Source organism: Thermoanaerobacter uzonensis DSM 18761 (genome assembly GCF_900129115.1).
Taxonomy (GTDB): domain Bacteria; phylum Bacillota; class Thermoanaerobacteria; order Thermoanaerobacterales; family Thermoanaerobacteraceae; genus Thermoanaerobacter; species Thermoanaerobacter uzonensis.
On sequence record NZ_FQUR01000006.1, the window covers coordinates 193590 to 210720 of the forward strand.

Sequence of the window (17131 nt, forward strand, 5' to 3'; positions counted from 1 at the left end):
GGGTTTAAGATTGAAGGAATTTATTCGCCATTTAAAAGAATTTTTGAAAGATCATGTAAGAGATTATGCTATGTTTATAGCACTTTTTGCAATAATGGCTGTTTTTGCGGCCCTCTCTGGCGGCGATTTTTTATCACCTGTAAATATTAGTAATCTTGTGGACCAGACGGGATATATAGCTGTTCTTGCAATTGGAGAAACTTTAATTATTGTTATACGTCATATTGACCTTTCTGTGGGATTTTTGTCTGGATTTTTAGGAGCAATTGCAGCTATATTGATGCAATTTTATCACTTTTCTGCTTTATCAGCCATTATAATAGTGCTAGGATTAGGAACATTAGCTGGATTACTAAACGGGTCGCTAGTAACCTACTTGAGAATTCCAGCTTTTGTTGCTACTTTAGCAGGTTGGTTAGCTTATCGTGGCGCTCTTTTGTTAGCTACAAAAGGATCTGGAACTATTATAATTACCAATAAAACTTTTAATGCTATAGGCAACGGTTTTATTCCAGACTTGCCTTTTACAAATAATATTTTACCTAATTATCATAAGCTTACATTGTTAGTGGGTATTGTAGCAGCAGTGCTAATTGTTTATTTTTCTCTTAAGAATAGAGCCCAACAAATTAAAAGAGGATTTGATGTACTTCCACTAGACATTTTCCTTATCGAATTGCTTTTTATTGATGCTTTATTGTTATATATAACTTTTATTTTAGCAGCTCATCGAGGGATTTCATGGACCCTTGTAATTATGATAATTACCACAGTTATTTATAGTTTTATTACTAATAGAACCGTTTTGGGAAGACATATTTATGCAGTAGGTGGTAATCCAGAAGCGGCTGCTTTAAGTGGAATTAATGTGAAAAAAATTACCCTTATTGTCTTTGCTTCAATGGGTTTTCTTTCAGGTTTATCAGGAATATTGTTTGCTTCCAGACTTCAATCAGCTACAACTACTGCTGGTACTCTTTTTGAACTTTATGCTATTGCTGGAGCTTATATAGGAGGAGTATCTGCAGCAGGCGGAGTGGGAAAAGTAATCAACTCATTGATTGGAGCATTTGTTATGTCAACTTTGACTAATGGAATGAATCTTCTAGGAGTGGATATTTCGCTTCAGTATATAATTCTTGGAATAGTTTTGGCTGCCGCTGTCATATTTGATGTAGCGACTCGCAGCAAGGAAAGATAAAAAGACGGGTAAAACCCGTCTTTTTTTATCACCCCGCTTTTTCAATGGTCCTCCTTTATTTGCTCCACTTTAAAACAGGATTTCTTGCAGCCAGTACCTCATCAACCCTTCTTACAGGCGTGTTGTGTGGAGCTTCTTTTAAAAGTTGTGGATTTTCTTTTGCTTCCTCTGATATTTTAATCATCGCTTCAATAAAAGCGTCTAATGTTTCTTTACTTTCTGTTTCAGTAGGCTCTATCATTATAGCTTCATCAACAATTAATGGGAAATATATTGTAGGCGGATGGAAACCGTAGTCTATAAGTCTTTTAGCTACATCTAATGTTGTGATATCATTGACTTTTTCTAAGAGACCAGCCAAAACAAATTCATGCATGCATACTTTGTCAACAGCTACTTTATAGTGATTTTTAAGTTTTTCTTTAAGATAATTAGCATTTAAGACGGCCATTTCGCTGGCTCTCTTAAGTCCTTCAGCTCCCATGGTCAAAATATAGGAATAAGCCTTTATAAGTACATTGAAATTACCATAAAAGCTTCTCACTTTTCCAATAGAAAGCGGCCTATCATAGTTTAAGCTATATATGCCTTCCTTAAACTCTATTACGGGCACTGGCAAAAAGTCGGCAAGCTCTTTTTTGACACCTACAGGTCCTGCGCCAGGTCCTCCACCACCATGAGGTGTAGAAAATGTTTTATGAAGATTTAAATGCACAACGTCAAATCCCATGTCTCCAGGACGTGTAATTCCCATTATAGCATTTAGATTTGCACCGTCGTAATATAGAAGTCCTCCTGCTTCATGTACTAGTCTTGCGATTTCTACTATATTTTCTTCAAAAAGCCCCAAAGTACTTGGGTTTGTCAGCATAAGTCCTGCTACTTCATCATTTAAAACAGCCTTTAAGGCTTCTAAATCTATAGCCCCTTCTTTGTTGGATTTAATTTCAATTACGTCAAAACCTGCAACTGTTGCACTGGCGGGGTTAGTACCATGAGCAGAGTCTGGTACGATTATTTTTTTACGTTTTTTGTCATTTCTGTGCTCGTGATAGGCCTTAATTATCATGAGGCCTGTCAACTCACCATGAGCACCTGCAGCAGGCTGTAATGAAAATTTGTCCATTCCAGTTATTTCAGAGAGCATATTTTCTAATTCATACATGAGTTTCAAAGCGCCCTGTACAGTTTCTACTGGTTGGTAGGGATGTAGAGCTGTAAAATCGACAAGGGATGCCATGTCTTCATTTATTTTAGGATTGTACTTCATAGTACAAGAACCTAATGGATAAAAACCCGTATCGACCCCGTAGTTTTTATTTGATAAAAGAGTGTAATGCCTTATTATATCTACTTCACTTACTTCGGGAAGCTCTATTTCTTCTTTTCTCATCATTTGTTGCGGAAGTATGTCATCTAAAGGTTTTTCTTCTACATCCAACTTGGGGAGAGTGTAGGCTTTTCTTCCTTTACTTGATAATTCAAATATCAATTTATTGTACTCTTTCATTCTATCACCTCCAGCAGAGCTTTTAACTCATCAATTTCTTCTTTTGTCCTTTTTTCTGTAAAGGCTAGCAACATTGTATTTTTGTATTTGTCGTAATCTCTGTGGAGGTTGTATCCGCCTAATATGCCCTTTTCTAAAAGTTTTTTATTAATTAAGTCTACATCTACATCAGTCTTTAATGCAAATTCCATAAAGAAGGGCTTGTTAAAAGCAGGTTTATATTTTCCTGACGCCGTAAGCACTGAAAAAGCATAATGAGCTTTTTGAGTGCATTGATAAGCCACTTCTTTTATACCTTTTTTGCCCATAGTTGCTAGATATACTGCAGCAGTCAAAGCATTTAATGAGTGATTGGAGCAAATATTTGAAGTTGCCTTTTCTCTTCTTATGTGTTGTTCTCTTGCTTGCAAAGTAAGCACAAAAGCACGTCTACCATCTACATCTTTTGTCTGGCCTACTATTCTTCCTGGCATTTTCCGCACAAGCTTTTGCGTTGTAGCTAAAAAACCAAGATAAGGACCACCAAAATTTAATCCATTGCCAAGTGATTGACCGTCTCCTACAGCTATATCTGCGCCAATTTCTCCTGGCGATTTAAGTATACCGAGAGGTATTGGATGTACGTAAGTAATAAGCATTGCTTTATTTTCATGTATTATTTTCTCAATTTCTTGCAGGTCTTCGATGATTCCCATGAAATTAGGATACTGTACAATTACTGCCGCGGTGTTAGTCCCAATTTCCGCTTTTAATTTTTCTAAATCTGTTACTCCTTCATTATCGTCTATTTCAATTACTTGTATATCTCTAAAATGCATATAAGTTTTTAAAACTTTTCGCGTTTCTGGATTTACAGTTTTTGAAACTAATATGGTTTTTCTTTTTGTATTTTCACATGCCATAATTGCAGCTTCTGCACAGGCAGTTGCACCATCATACATTGAAGCATTTGTGACTTCCATTCCTGTGAGGTTTGTAATCATTGTCTGGTACTCAAATATAGCCTGTAGTGTTCCTTGACTTATTTCTGGCTGGTAAGGAGTATATGCCGTGTAAAATTCAGAACGGGATATTATGTGCTTTACAACAGAAGGAATATAATGGTCATATACTCCAGCGCCTAAAAAACTTGTCAGCTCTTCAAGACTTTTATTTTCTTTGGCATATTTCTTTATGTGAGCTGTAAGTTCTACTTCTGACATTGGACTTCCAAGATTTAAAGGCTTTTTTAAGCGAACTTCTTTAGGTATGTTTTCAAATAGATCTTCTATAGAATTTTTTCCTATTGTTTTGAGCATTTCTTTTTCGTCATTGGAGGAGGTGGGAAGGTAGGGGAACATATTCTCACTCCTCATCTAAAAATTTTTTATATTCTTCGGCTGTCATCAAATTATCAAGCTGTGACTTGTCTTTGAGTTCTACTAATACCATCCAACTGCCATAGGGGTCATTGTTTACTAAAGAGGGGTCATCAACAATAGAATTGTTTACTTCAAGCACTTTTCCATCTAGAGGTGTGTAAACATCGGAAGCAGCTTTTACAGATTCTACAACTCCAAGTACATCGCCAGCAGAAAGTTCTGCGCCTACTTCTGGAAGCTCAACGTATACTATGTTTCCTAAGGAATGCTGTGCATAGTCAGTTATTCCTATGTATGCTTTTTCTCCTTCTACTTTGACCCATTCATGGTCTTTTGAATAATACAAGCCTTCTAAAACTTCCATACCAAATACCTCCTATTTTTTATAATTTTTTTTGTAAAAGTTTTTGCTTATGATTAAAGCCTTAAGTGGCTTATTTCTTATCACAATTTCAATTTGATTCCCTAATTGGGCATATTTTGAATCAATCAATGCAAGGCCTATATTTTTCTTTAATGTAGGAGAGAAATACCCTGTTGTTACATAACCTATTTTTTGATTGTCAGCGCGAACTTCATAGCCGTGTCTTGGAATTCCATTGTCTATCATTTCAAATCCCACGATTTTACGCTTAAGTCCTTCTTCTTTTTGCTTTAATAGAGCATCTTTTCCGATAAAGTTGCCCTTATCAAGTTTGACGAAAAACTCAAAACCTGCTTCTAAAGGGGTTATTTCTTCTGAAAGTTCATTTCCATATAGAGGCAAACCTGCTTCAAATCTCAAAGTATCTCTTGCACCTAATCCTGCCGGTTTAAGTCCATATTCTTTTCCAACTTCAATTATTTTTTCCCACAATTCTACCGCGTATTTATTAGGCATGTAAATTTCAAAGCCATCTTCACCGGTATATCCTGTTCTTGATACCAAGCATTCAATCCCAGCTATTTTTACATTGTCTTTAAAGTAGAAAAATTTAATTTCTGAAAGATCAGTATCTGTAAGTTTTTGAAGTATTTCTTCTGCTTTTGGACCTTGTATTGCAAGCTCCGAAATTTCATCTGAAATGTTATTTATCTCTACCTCATATACTCCTTTGTTATCCTTCATCCATTTATAATCCTTTTCTATATTAGCCGCATTTACAACCAAGTAGAAGTGTTCATCAGAATATTTGTAGACTAATAAGTCATCTACAACGCCGCCATTGTAATTGCACATAAAAGTATAAAGGACTTGATTGACTTTTAGTTTTGACAAATCATTTGTTATGAGATTTTGCAAAAAGTTAAAAGCTTCTCTTCCTTTTACAGTAATTTCTCCCATGTGAGAAACATCAAAGAGCCCTGCAGCATTTCTCACTGCTTCGTGTTCAGAGATTATACTTTCAAACTGAATAGGGAGAGCCCATCCTGCAAAGTCAATGATTTTTCCATTATATTTTTTGTAAAGGTCAAAAAGAGGTGTTTTTTTGAGGTTATCCAAACATACCACACCCTTTCATAAAATTTAAAAGAGGAGTTATGATGAGCACAATTAAAACACAACAAGAGAATATGACATGCCATCACAACTCCTCTGTTTTTTAACCTGAGAGCTTCTACTTAAAGTATTGCTCCTTCGGTGCTCTTCCGAGCTTTCCAGAGGTCTATCCGATAGCGATACTTTTGCCTGAGAGCTTCTATAAAGGCTTGGCGGGCCTTTATATTTCCCCTTCGGCTATCTTTTTACAAAGATATCTCTCGCTATCATCATCTAGAACAGTATTAAATTTTTTTAAAATATGCTATACTTTTATTATATTATATTCCATTAAATAGTCAATAATCAAAACGAGGAGAGGTGGATATGTTATATATTTACAATAAGAACACAAATCCCTATTTTAATTTAGCAGCTGAAGAATACGTTTTAAAAGAATTTCAAGAAGAATGTTTCATGCTGTGGAGGAATGAACCTAGCATTATAGTAGGAAAAAATCAAAATACATTAGCGGAAATAAATTTAGATTATGTGAGACAAAATAAAATTCCGGTTGTCAGAAGATTATCAGGAGGAGGAGCGGTTTTTCACGACCTCGGCAATTTAAATTTTACTTTTATAGTAAATGAGGATGTCAGTAGTTTCAGCGATTTCAAAAGATTTACGCAGCCGATCATAGATGTGCTTAGAAAACTTTCTATTAATGCTGAGTTTTCAGGAAGAAATGACATAACAATTGATGGCAAAAAAATTTCGGGAAATGCGCAATATTATTACAAAAATAGAATATTACACCATGGAACACTTTTGTTTTCTTCCAGCATTACAGATTTATCAGAGGCACTAAAAGTGCGACCTGTAAAATTTGAAGATAAAGGTGTAAAATCGGTGTCTAAAAGAGTCACAAACATAAGTGAGCATTTGAAAGAGCCTATTACGATAGAACAATTTATAGATCTCATTATGAATTACATTAGAGAACAAACCGCTGAAAGTGAAATGTATGAATTTACATCGGAAGATATACAAAAAATAGAGAAATTGGTCAGGGAAAAATATAGCACATGGGAATGGAATTTTGGAACATCGCCAGATTACAGTTTTAAAAATGAGAAAAAATTTACTGGTGGCACTGTAGAGGTAAATTTAAATGTAGAAAAAGGAATAATAAAAGATATAAAAATTTACGGAGACTTTTTTGGGAAATACGATGTTTCAGAGGTAGAAAACCTTTTAAAAGGAGTAAAGCATTCAGAAGAGGAGATAAGAAAAGTGCTTTCAAATATTGACATGAATGATTATTTTACCAACATAACTGTTGACAATTTAATAGAAGTGATGTTTTGATAAAAAATACTTTTAAATTGTTGAATTTTTAACTAAAAAGTGATAAGATATATGTAAAAGAAATTGTTAAATAATTATCGTTTTTATTTTATCAAAATTACCCCTTCCCTAATGGGGAGGCTCATACAGAAAATATGATTTATAAATGATTAATGAAATATAAAGAATTGGAGGCATATTTAGATGGATATAGAAATAAAAGTACCTGCTTTCTCAGATACGATGAAAAGTGGGCGAATTACAAAATGGTACGTAGAAGAAGGACAATACGTGGAGAAAGACTCTTGTCTATGTGATATAGCAGTAAATAAAGTAAATTTTGAAGTGTACAGTAATTATGAAGGCATTATTTCAAAAATTGTTTGTCCTGCTGGAACTACAGTTGAACCAGGAGATGTCATTGCAATTATTGCACACTCTGAAGAAGTAAAGCCTTCTTCTACACAAAAAGAAATTAAACAGGAATATGGATACAAGGAATATGATTTAGCTGTCATAGGGGCAGGTCCTGGAGGATATGTTGCTGCTATTAAAGCTGCTAAAAAAGGTGCAAAAGTAGCCTTATTTGAAAAAGATAAATTAGGTGGTACCTGTTTAAATAGAGGCTGTATACCAACAAAAGCTTATGCAAGAATTGCCGAAGTGTATGACATTTTAAACAGAGCTTTTGAATTTGGATTTGACATAAAAATAAACTCTTTTGATTACACTCAAGTTGTAAAGAGAAAAGATGGTATTGTAGGGGAGCTTGTTGAAGGCATTAATGCTTTGCTTAAAGCTAATGGAGTAGATGTTTTTAATGCTGAAGCAAAAGTTGACAAAGAAAAGAATGTACTATTTGGAGAAAACAAAATCAAAGCGAAAAACATTATTATTGCAACTGGGTCATCACCGGCTGAACTTCCTATTGAAGGCATTAATTCTAAAAATGTCATGAATAGTGATACTATTCTTGAAATGACCTCTTTGCCACAAAGTTTATGCATTATAGGCGGCGGAGTAATAGGCATGGAATTTGCCTTTATAATGAATCAATTTGGAGTGAAAGTGTCAGTTGTTGAAATGATGCCTAATATACTTCCTACACTTGATAAAAAGATAAGCTCATCTATAAAATTCACTGCACAAAAAAGAGGAATTAAGATATATACTTCTTCAACAGTTGAGAGAATAGATGAAGAAGAAAACGGCGGAAGTATAGTAACAGTTAAAAATGGTGAAAATATAAAACGCATATACGCAGACAAAGTATTTGTGTCAATAGGAAGAAAATTAAACACAGATATTGGACCGATTGCAGAACTATTAGAATTTGAAGGAAAAGCTATTAAAGTTGATGAGCACATGAAGACAAATATAGAAGGAGTTTATGCAGTAGGTGATGTCACAGGCAAGATGATGTTAGCCCATGTGGCTTCTGCACAAGGGGAAGTAGCAGTAGATAACATTTTTGGCGAACCATCTACCATAGATTATATGAAAATACCTGCTGCAGTATTTACAGAGCCAGAGATTGGATATTTTGGATACACAGAAGACCAAGCAAAAGAAAAATTTAAAGGAATAAAGGTAGGAAGATTTGATTTTAAGTTTAATGGAAGAGCGAAAACTTATGGAGAAACGGAAGGATTTGCAAAGATAATCTCAAATGAAAATGACGAAGTAGTTGGCGCATGGGTAATAGGTAGTGGAGCTTCTGAACTTATACACATACTTTCGACTGCTTGTCAGGCGGGAGCAAAAGTAGAAGACCTGAAAAAAGCAGTTTATGCTCATCCCACTAAAAGTGAAACCATTATGGAAGCTGTGAAGGACATCTTTGGTGAGTCCGTACACAAAGTGTAATTTTAATGTCATTTATCTATATGCTTTCGAAGCTCTTATAGAGCTTTCAGTTTGTTGACAAAATAAAAAAATATTCAAAGGAGATATTTTGCATCGTCGCTCCGATGTTCCAAAGCGACAAAACATAAGCTTCCCCTTCGGGCTCCGGCAGGGTACCGGGCACAATCGGCATCCATGCCTTAAGGTGCCCGCCTCCGCCATCCATGGCTTCGGCCCTGCCTCCACCTTCGGTCTTGCTAAGTTTTGCTGCCGCTTTGTCACAAGTCACTCCTTATGCAAAATATCTCCTTTACGAAAGTTTGTTTACAGTCTGGAAGCTCTTATAGAGCTTTCGAAATACATAAAATTTGAAAAATAAAAGGAGGAGTTTAAAATGGCAATTGAAACCTTTAAAGCGGTTTCAAGAAAATTACCAGAAGGCTTAGCAGTTGAAAGCGAGGTAAGAGGCTTTAAAATAATCTTAGATGAACCTAAAGAGCTAGGTGGCACGAATAAAGGGATGAATCCTGTTGAGGCTTTACTTTGCGCTTTGGGGTCATGCCAGACGATTGTAGCAGCAGCTTTTGCACAGGCGAAAGGCATAAATCTACAAGGTTTTTGGGTAGAATTAGAAGGAGACCTTGATACAGATGGATTTATGGGAAAAGCTGGTGTAAGGCCGGGGTTCCAAGAAATAAGATTTAAAATGCACATAAAGACAGATGCTCCAAAAGAAAAAGTAGAAGAATTTGCAAAGTTTATAGAAAATACCTGCCCAGTAGGAGATTCTTTAGCAAATCCAGTAAAATTAGTTTTGTCAGATGTGATTGTTGAATAATAATCAAAAACACTCCACCTTTTTGCGGTGGAGTGTTTTTGATTTATAAAGAGGATTTTTAAGATTTTTGTAGAACTATAATAATAAAACTATTGTTTTAGGGGGATTAGAGATGAACTTTGAAGACAGAGTGGCAAAAAGAGCGAAGTCCATAGAAATATCTACCATAAGATATTTCTTTAACATGGCACGAGAGGTGCCGGGCGCAATATCTCTTGCTATTGGAGAACCAGATTTTGTAACGCCATTCCACATAAGAGAGGCAGCAAAAAAAGCCCTCGATGAAGGCAAAACAGGATATACTGTAAATCCTGGACTTATTGAATTGAGGCAAGAAATTTCGAATTATCTTAAGAGGAGGTATAGCCTTTCTTACAATCCGGAAACTGAAATTTTAGTTACAATTGGGGCTACAGAAGCTATATACGTCGCTTTAAATACTTTAGTAGAAGAAGGAGACGAAGTTTTAATTCCAGAACCTTCATTTGTAGCTTATGATCCTTGTACAATAATAGCAGGTGCAAGATCTGTTTTTGTGCCAACATATGAGGAAGACGATTTTGTATTAAGGGCAGATGTTTTAGAGAAGTACATTACGGACAAATCAAAAGTGTTAATTCTTCCTTATCCTAATAATCCAACTGGCGCGGTAATGCCAAAAGAGGCGATGGAAAAGATAGCTGAAGTGGTCAAAAAGTATGACCTCATTGTAGTTACTGATGAAATTTATTCTGAGCTAGTATACAGTGGTTTTGAACATGTAAGTTTTGCATCTTTAAAAGACATGTGGGAAAGAACGGTTACTATAAATGGTTTCTCGAAGTCATATGCGATGACAGGATGGCGTCTCGGATATATAGCTGCACCGGAATATTTCGTGAAACACATGACCAAAATACACCAATACGGCGTGACAGCAGCAGCTACAATGTGTCAGTATGCCGGAGTTGAGGCTATAAAAAATGGGGATGAAGATATTTTAAGAATGAGAGGAGAATATGACAAAAGAAGAAAGTATTTACTTCAAAGTGTGAGAGAAATGGGGCTTTCCTGTTTTGAACCCAAAGGTGCTTTTTATATATTCCCATCGATAAAAAAGACAGGTCTTACGTCGACAGAATTTGCCAAAAGACTGCTTTACGAAGCAAAAGTTGCAGTTGTGCCGGGGAATGCCTTTGGAGAAAATGGGGAAGGATATGTTCGCATGGCTTATGCAACCTCTATGGAAAACCTAGAAGAAGCAGTAAAAAGAATGAAAGAATTTATGTCAAAGTTTTAAAAATAAACTGCGGAAGGCGAATAACTTACCTTCCGCAGTTTATTTTTTTTGTTATTTTATTTAGTTTATTTTTGCCACATTTATATTGCAAAATGTTAAGCTTTTCATTATAGTATAAATAGAATATAATTTAAAATGAAAGAGGTGATAATTATCACACTCAATGAAAGATGTACTCAAATTCTTATTAAACTTATTAATTCTAATGCGCCTATTAAAATTTCTGACCTTGCAAAAATATTCAATGTAAGCAGTAGAACTGTAAGATATGACCTTGATACAATTGATGAGTTTTTAAAGTACAATAATTTGCCACAATTGATACGCAAACCGAATGTAGGTGTGAAATTTTCTGAACTATTGGAACACAGAAATAAAGTTTTATCTCTTCTTGATAATCTTACACCCTATTACTACAACTTATCGCAACAAGAAAGGGTAAATATTATCTTAAGTGAACTTATACAACAAAGAGATTATATAACTATAAATGACCTGGCGGATAAACTAATGGTTTCAAGAAGTACCGTTATAAATGACCTAAAAAACGTAAGAAAGTGGCTTATAGAACATGGACTTCAGTTGAAGTCTGCACCGAAATATGGAATCAAAGTTGTGGGGGATGAAAAACAATTACGAAGAGCTGCTATAGAACTTCTGACAGAGGCAATTGACATTGATAAGGCGCTAGATATTGTAAAATCTCCAATTTATACCCGTTCTAGTGTAGGAATTGACAAACAAATTACTAAGCTATTTGAAGATATAGACATACCTTATATCGAGAATTGCATACAAATAGCAGAGAAGGAACTGGAAACTGTTTTTTCGGATGCGGCATTTTCTGGTCTTGTAGTACACATAGCAATAGCGATTAAGAGGATTCAACTAGGAAAAGACATAATTATGCCAAAAGAAGAATTAAAAGCTTTGGAAATTACAAAGGAATTTGCTGTGGCATCAAATATTGCAAAAATGCTGGAAGACCATTTTAAAATTTCTATTCCTCTTGACGAAATTGGATATATTACTGTTCATCTTCTTGGAAGTAATGTTTCAAAAACACGTCCTTATCCTAATGAAAATTGGGTTGAGTACCAGTTATTGACTGAAAAAATTATTATAAATGTCACCAACAAAATACACCAAGATTTGTCAGGAGATAGGCAGCTTTTTGAAGGGCTTTTAGACCATTTAAGGCCTACAGTATACCGGTTAAAACATGGGCTTAAATTAAAAAATCCTATTTTAGATGAGATTAAAGCAAATTATAAAGAATTGTTTGAGATAGTCAAGGAAAGTTTAAAACCTTTAGAAGATTATACAGGCAAAGCATTAAACGACGAAGAAATAGGTTATTTTACAATACATTTTGGTGCTGCAATTGAAAGATTAAAAGTTACGAGAGCCACTAAGCCTAATATCCTCGTGGTATGTGGTACAGGAATAGGTACCGCGAAACTTCTTTCTTCTAGATTACAATCAGTTTTTGATGTAAATATAGTAGATACTGTTGCATACCATCAGGTAAAAGAAATTTTAAGAGAAAAAGATGTAGATTTAATAGTGTCTACTGTTCCAATTCAAGATGAAAGAATTAAAACTATTGAAGTAAACCCCCTTCTTACAGAAAAAGACATAGAATTATTAAAAGACCTTGTTATTAAACCTAAGGTGCAAGGGACAGTTGTTGATGATTTAATAAAAATAATAGAAAGACATTGTGTGATAAAAAGTCGTGAAAAATTAATAGAAGATTTATCAAAATTTTTAAATGTAGCATCATATGAAAATACGAGAGGAGTTGCAAAACCCGTGTTAAAAGACCTTTTGACTAAGGATACTATAAAACTAAATGTTGAGGCAAAAGATTGGGAGGAAGCAGTGAGGATAGGAGGTGAGTTGCTAGTTAAAAACGGTTTTGCTGAACCGCAGTATGTTGACGCAATGATAAACACCGTTAAAGAAATAGGGCCTTACATTGTTATTGCGCCAGGAATAGCGATGCCCCACGCAAGGCCAGAAGCAGGTGCAAAAAAAATAGGCATGAGTTTAATTACACTAAAAAATCCTGTAAATTTTGGCAACAAAGAAAACGATCCAGTAAAAATAGTAGTTTCACTCTGTGCAATTGACCATTCATCACACCTTAAAGCATTATCCGAACTGGTAGAACTTTTGGGGGATGAGAAATTTATAGATATTTTAGATTTAAATAGTACAGAGATGATTTTAAATTATATCTTATCTAGAAAATAATATATGGGAGGATTGGTTAATGAATAATTTACCGAAGTTACAAATTGCTTTAGATGATCAAATGCTTTCAGAAGCAATAAAAACTATGCAGTTGGTATATAAGGAGATTGACATAATTGAGATTGGTACAATCTTATGTTGTTCCGAAGGAATGAGTACAGTTAAAAACTTAAAAGCAATGTATCCAGACAAGATTATACTTGCAGACATAAAAATTGCTGATGCAGGAGAGATATTATCAAAAATGGTTTTTGATGCAGGAGCAGATTGGACAACAGTTATATGTTGTGCACCAATAGACACAGTGAAAGCTGCTTTAAAAGAAGCCAAAAAAAGAAATAAGGATATTCAGATCGAATTAACTGGTAGTTGGACATTTGAACAAGCAAAACAGTGGAAAGAAGTAGGCGTTGAACAGGTAGTTTATCACAGAGGTAGAGATGCTCAAGCAGCTGGACAAACATGGGATGTACATGATTTGAATAATATTGAACGACTTATAAATATGGGGTTTAAAGTAAGTGTTACTGGTGGTATTACAGTTAAAGATTTAAAATTATTCAAAGATATGGCGATAAATATATTTATAGCTGGAAGGAGTATAAGAGATTCAAAAGACCCCTTAGAAGCTGCAAAGGAGTTTAAAACGGCAATAAAGAAATATTGGGGATAAATTTAGAATAGGGTGATTAAGATGTTTGACCTTACTAAAATACCAATTGGTATATACGAAAAAGCTATTTCAAATGATTTATCATTTTATGAAAAACTAGTTATTGCAAAAAGAGCAGGATTTGATTTTGTAGAAATTTCTATTGATGAAAATGATGAAAGGATAAAACGACTTTATATGAATGAAAAAGAGTTAAAAGAATTTAAAAATATAATTGAAGAAGCCGGAATACCAATATTATCTATGTGCCTTAGTGTTCATAGACGCTATTCACTAGGTAGTACTGATTATAATATTAGAAACAAAGCACTAGATATAATGAAAAGAGCAATAATATTCTCAAATTTATTAGGAATAAGGACAATACAAATTGCTGGATATGATGTTTACTATGAAAAAAGTACAGAATATACCAAAAACATGTTTAAACAAAATTTGTTACAAGCAATAGAATGGGCTTCAAAAGCACAAGTGATGCTTGCAATAGAAACTATGGATTATGAACTTGTCAATTCAGTTAACAAAGCATTGGAATATGTAAATTATTATAACTCACCTTGGTTTAAAATTTATCCAGATATAGGGAATTTAACAGCATGGGGATTTAATGTGGAGAATGAAATAGAGGCAGGGATGGGTAATATTGTGGCAATACATTTGAAAGATACACTTCCTGGCCAATATAGGAGAGTACCTTTTGGAAATGGAGTAGTGGACTTTGTCAGATGCTTCAAAAAATTAAATGAGATTGGATTTAATGGTCCTTATCTTATTGAGATGTGGTCATCAGATAAAGATTTAGAAATATCTTATAATACAATATACAATGCAAGATTATGGATAGTAGATAAAATGAGAAAAGCCGGCTTTAAACTTGAATAAGAAGAAGGTGAAAACATGCTTGAAGAATTGAAGGAAAGAGTTTGTAAGGCGAATATTGAATTATTTAATAAAGGGCTTGTTATTTATACATGGGGTAATGTAAGTGCAATAGATAGACAGAAATTACTTATTGTTATAAAACCAAGTGGTATTCCCTATACTGAACTTACACCAGATCAAATGGTAGTAGTTGATTTAAATGGAAGAATTGTGGAAGGGAGTTTAAATCCATCATCTGATACTGCAACTCATTTAGAATTATACAACAACTTTGATGAGGTGGGTTCAATTATACACACCCATTCTACCTGGGCAACCATTTGGGCTCAAGTTGGGAAAGATATTCCACCTCTAGGTACAACTCATGCTGATCATTTTTATGGTTCAATACCTTGTACAAGAGATTTAACAGAAAATGAAGTATTAAATGACTATGAAAGGAATACTGCGAAAGTAATTTTAGAATGTTTTAAAGATAAAGAGTATACTAATATTCCTGGTGTATTAGTAAACAAACATGGTGTATTTGTTTGGGGAAAAAATCCAGAAGAAGCAATTTATAATGCTGTTGTGATGGAGGAAATAGCTAAGATGGCATATTATACATTATTAATGAATGGAAACAATAAAAAAATAGAGAAGTATATATTAGATAAACATTATTTGCGCAAACATGGTCAAAATGCATATTATGGACAAAATATTCATAAATAAAACGAATATTTTTGATATATGCTACTAAAAAAACGGAAAGGAGGTGAAATGTTGATTAAAGTTGTTACAGTTTGTGGGATGGGTGTTGGTTCTAGTGTTATTGCGAAACTTAATGTTGAGAATTTACTAAAAAAACTAGATATTAATGGTAATGTAGATTCATGTGATTTAGGTAGTGTTACATCAACAAATGGAGACATATATGTTACTACAAAAGAAATATTTGAAAATTTACCGGAAAACATAAAAGATAAAACAATAGTAATTTCCAATTTCGTTGCAATAAAGGAAATAGAAGAAGTTTTGGCACCTATTTTTAAAAAATATAGTAAAATTTAGTTTTTACTTCTAATTTAAAGTATAGTTAGTGATTTTAAAATAAATAAAAGGGGGTATAAAATGTGAGTTCAATAATAAATAATGTTGTTATACATTTTATAGTGTTCCAGTTAATGGATAAAGCCCCTATATTTTTGGGGTTGGTTTCCTTAATAGGCCTTTTATTGCAGAAGAAAAAAAGTACAGAAGTAGTAGATGGTGTAGTCAAAACTATGATAGGTATGGTTTTACTTTCAAGTGGTGCTGGGATTTTAACGTCATCTATTGGACCTCTTATAAATACTTTGAGCAGTACATTAGGCATTAAAGGTGTTATGCCTGCGAATGAGGCAGCTTTTGGTGTTGCTATGGGTACAAAGCTTGCCGATGCTATAACAATAACATTTATTTTGGGTTTTTTAATACATGTTTTGCTTGTCAGAATTATTCCTTTTAAAAACAATAAAAATGTTTATTTAACTGCACATATGATGTTTTTTCTAGCCACATTTCTGAATTTAGCTTTGCCTAATGTAATAAAGATAAGTGGTAATTCAGTTATAATTTTTGCATCAATTTTAGCAGCTCTCTATTGGACTTTTTCACCTTCACTTCCCAGAATAGTAGGAAGGCCTTTTTTAAATGACGTAATAACAGTTGGACATTGTAATCAAAGTGGTGCTTTTATGGCTCACTTTATTGGAAAATGGTTTGGGGATAAAACGCAAGATGCAGAAGATTTAAAGTTGCCAGGTTTTCTTTCTATATTTAGGGACAATACAATTGTAACTACTGTAATAATGTTATTAATATTTTTAGGAATAGGGATTGCAATTGGACCAAAGAATATGGCTACTTTGAGTGGTCCTAAAACTAATTGGGTTGTATGGACAATAATACAAAGTTTAACTTTTGCAGCAGGTATGATTATACTTTTATCAGGAGTAAGAATGCTTATTTCTGCTATAGTACCAGCTTTTAAAGGGATATCTGACAAAGTCATACCAAATGCAATACCTGCAGTCGATTGTGCAGTATTTTTCCCTTATTCACCAATAGCTTCAATTATTGGCTTTTTAGGATCAGTAATAGCTGCAATATTAGTTTTAGGGCTTTTAATTGCAATAAAAAGTTCAATAATTATTTTTCCTAGCCCAATAATAATGGTTTTTGACGGAGGATTGGTTGGAGTATTTGGAAATAAAGCAGGCGGATGGAAAGGAGCATTACTTGCTGGATTTGTAAATAGTTTCATAGCACATCTGGGGCTTGTAGTATTATATCCCTTAATGGGACCGGTATATGGTTCTGGTTTGATGTTCTCTAATATTGACTGGACTATTATTTGGCTACCTGTATTATATATTATTAAGTTTGTTGGTAGTATATTTGGGTTTGCATTATAAATTAGGAATGTGTAAAATTAATTAAAATAGTTATTACTA

The 17131-nt window shown here is 33.9% G+C and carries 16 protein-coding genes and 2 riboswitches; of the genes, 11 read left to right on the plus strand and 5 right to left on the minus strand.

Features of this window, described 5'->3' with window-relative positions; all coding sequences use genetic code 11:
• Positions 1 to 10: 10 nt before the first annotated feature.
• Positions 11 to 1201, plus strand: a complete 1191-nt coding sequence (locus tag BUB32_RS00970; RefSeq protein ID WP_072966649.1) for a sugar ABC transporter permease — start codon at positions 11 to 13, stop codon at positions 1199 to 1201.
• Between the two features lie 55 nt (positions 1202 to 1256).
• Here BUB32_RS00970 and gcvPB read toward each other — a convergent pair whose 3' ends face one another.
• From gcvPB to gcvT, 4 genes are read right to left on the minus strand one after another with little or no spacing between them, the layout of a single operon-like run.
• Positions 1257 to 2711, minus strand: coding sequence for an aminomethyl-transferring glycine dehydrogenase subunit GcvPB (gcvPB, locus tag BUB32_RS00975; RefSeq protein WP_072966651.1), 1455 nt, complete (start codon positions 2709 to 2711; stop codon positions 1257 to 1259).
• Entirely contained in the window at positions 2708 to 4051 is a 1344-nt protein-coding gene (gcvPA, locus tag BUB32_RS00980) for an aminomethyl-transferring glycine dehydrogenase subunit GcvPA (RefSeq protein ID WP_072966653.1), read from the minus strand. The genes gcvPB and gcvPA overlap by 4 nt, the downstream gene beginning before the upstream one ends.
• Positions 4052 to 4055: 4 nt before the next feature.
• A complete protein-coding gene (gcvH, locus tag BUB32_RS00985) occupies positions 4056 to 4436 on the minus strand; it encodes a glycine cleavage system protein GcvH (RefSeq protein ID WP_072966655.1) in 381 nt (126 codons plus the stop codon).
• A gap of 12 nt (positions 4437 to 4448) precedes the next feature.
• The gene (gene gcvT / locus BUB32_RS00990; RefSeq protein WP_072966657.1) at positions 4449 to 5555 is read right to left on the minus strand and encodes a glycine cleavage system aminomethyltransferase GcvT; all 1107 of its coding nucleotides are present in this window, start codon (positions 5553 to 5555) and stop codon (positions 4449 to 4451) included.
• 90 nt (positions 5556 to 5645) lie between these two features.
• A riboswitch (glycine riboswitch) is annotated at positions 5646 to 5717 on the minus strand.
• A 2-nt stretch (positions 5718 to 5719) separates the two neighbouring features.
• Positions 5720 to 5825, minus strand: a riboswitch (glycine riboswitch).
• 93 nt (positions 5826 to 5918) lie between these two features.
• Between gcvT and BUB32_RS00995 the strand changes: the two genes are divergently transcribed.
• Together BUB32_RS00995 and lpdA are read left to right on the plus strand one after the other, a co-directional pair.
• Complete coding sequence (locus BUB32_RS00995; protein WP_072966659.1) at positions 5919 to 6899, plus strand: lipoate--protein ligase; 981 nt, start codon at positions 5919 to 5921, stop codon at positions 6897 to 6899.
• Between the two features lie 183 nt (positions 6900 to 7082).
• Complete coding sequence (gene lpdA / locus BUB32_RS01000; RefSeq protein ID WP_072966670.1) at positions 7083 to 8744, plus strand: dihydrolipoyl dehydrogenase; 1662 nt, start codon at positions 7083 to 7085, stop codon at positions 8742 to 8744.
• Positions 8745 to 8790: 46 nt separating this feature from the next.
• On the opposite strand, the gene BUB32_RS12890 is transcribed toward lpdA, so the two are convergent.
• Entirely contained in the window at positions 8791 to 8949 is a 159-nt protein-coding gene (locus BUB32_RS12890) for a hypothetical protein (RefSeq protein ID WP_200773832.1), read from the minus strand.
• Between the two features lie 168 nt (positions 8950 to 9117).
• Here BUB32_RS12890 and BUB32_RS01010 point away from each other — a divergent pair, with 168 nt between their 5' ends.
• From BUB32_RS01010 to BUB32_RS01045, 8 genes are all read left to right on the plus strand, one after another.
• Positions 9118 to 9561, plus strand: a complete 444-nt coding sequence (locus BUB32_RS01010) for an OsmC family protein (protein ID WP_003867059.1) — start codon at positions 9118 to 9120, stop codon at positions 9559 to 9561.
• 112 nt (positions 9562 to 9673) lie between these two features.
• Entirely contained in the window at positions 9674 to 10840 is a 1167-nt protein-coding gene (locus BUB32_RS01015) for a pyridoxal phosphate-dependent aminotransferase (RefSeq protein ID WP_072966674.1), read from the plus strand.
• Between the two features lie 135 nt (positions 10841 to 10975).
• A complete protein-coding gene (locus BUB32_RS01020; RefSeq protein WP_072966676.1) occupies positions 10976 to 13099 on the plus strand; it encodes a BglG family transcription antiterminator in 2124 nt (707 codons plus the stop codon).
• A gap of 19 nt (positions 13100 to 13118) precedes the next feature.
• Positions 13119 to 13772: a 3-keto-L-gulonate-6-phosphate decarboxylase UlaD gene (locus BUB32_RS01025; RefSeq protein WP_072966677.1), complete on the plus strand. Its 654-nt coding sequence runs from the start codon at positions 13119 to 13121 to the stop codon at positions 13770 to 13772.
• Between the two features lie 21 nt (positions 13773 to 13793).
• Complete coding sequence (locus BUB32_RS01030) at positions 13794 to 14654, plus strand: L-ribulose-5-phosphate 3-epimerase (protein WP_072966679.1); 861 nt, start codon at positions 13794 to 13796, stop codon at positions 14652 to 14654.
• A gap of 15 nt (positions 14655 to 14669) precedes the next feature.
• The gene (locus BUB32_RS01035; protein WP_072966681.1) at positions 14670 to 15368 is read left to right on the plus strand and encodes an L-ribulose-5-phosphate 4-epimerase; all 699 of its coding nucleotides are present in this window, start codon (positions 14670 to 14672) and stop codon (positions 15366 to 15368) included.
• A gap of 51 nt (positions 15369 to 15419) precedes the next feature.
• On the plus strand, positions 15420 to 15707 hold the full coding sequence (locus BUB32_RS01040; protein ID WP_234949190.1) for a PTS sugar transporter subunit IIB: 288 nt from the start codon (positions 15420 to 15422) through the stop codon (positions 15705 to 15707).
• 62 nt (positions 15708 to 15769) lie between these two features.
• Entirely contained in the window at positions 15770 to 17092 is a 1323-nt protein-coding gene (locus tag BUB32_RS01045) for a PTS ascorbate transporter subunit IIC (RefSeq protein WP_200773833.1), read from the plus strand.
• The last annotated feature ends 39 nt before the right edge of the window (positions 17093 to 17131 follow it).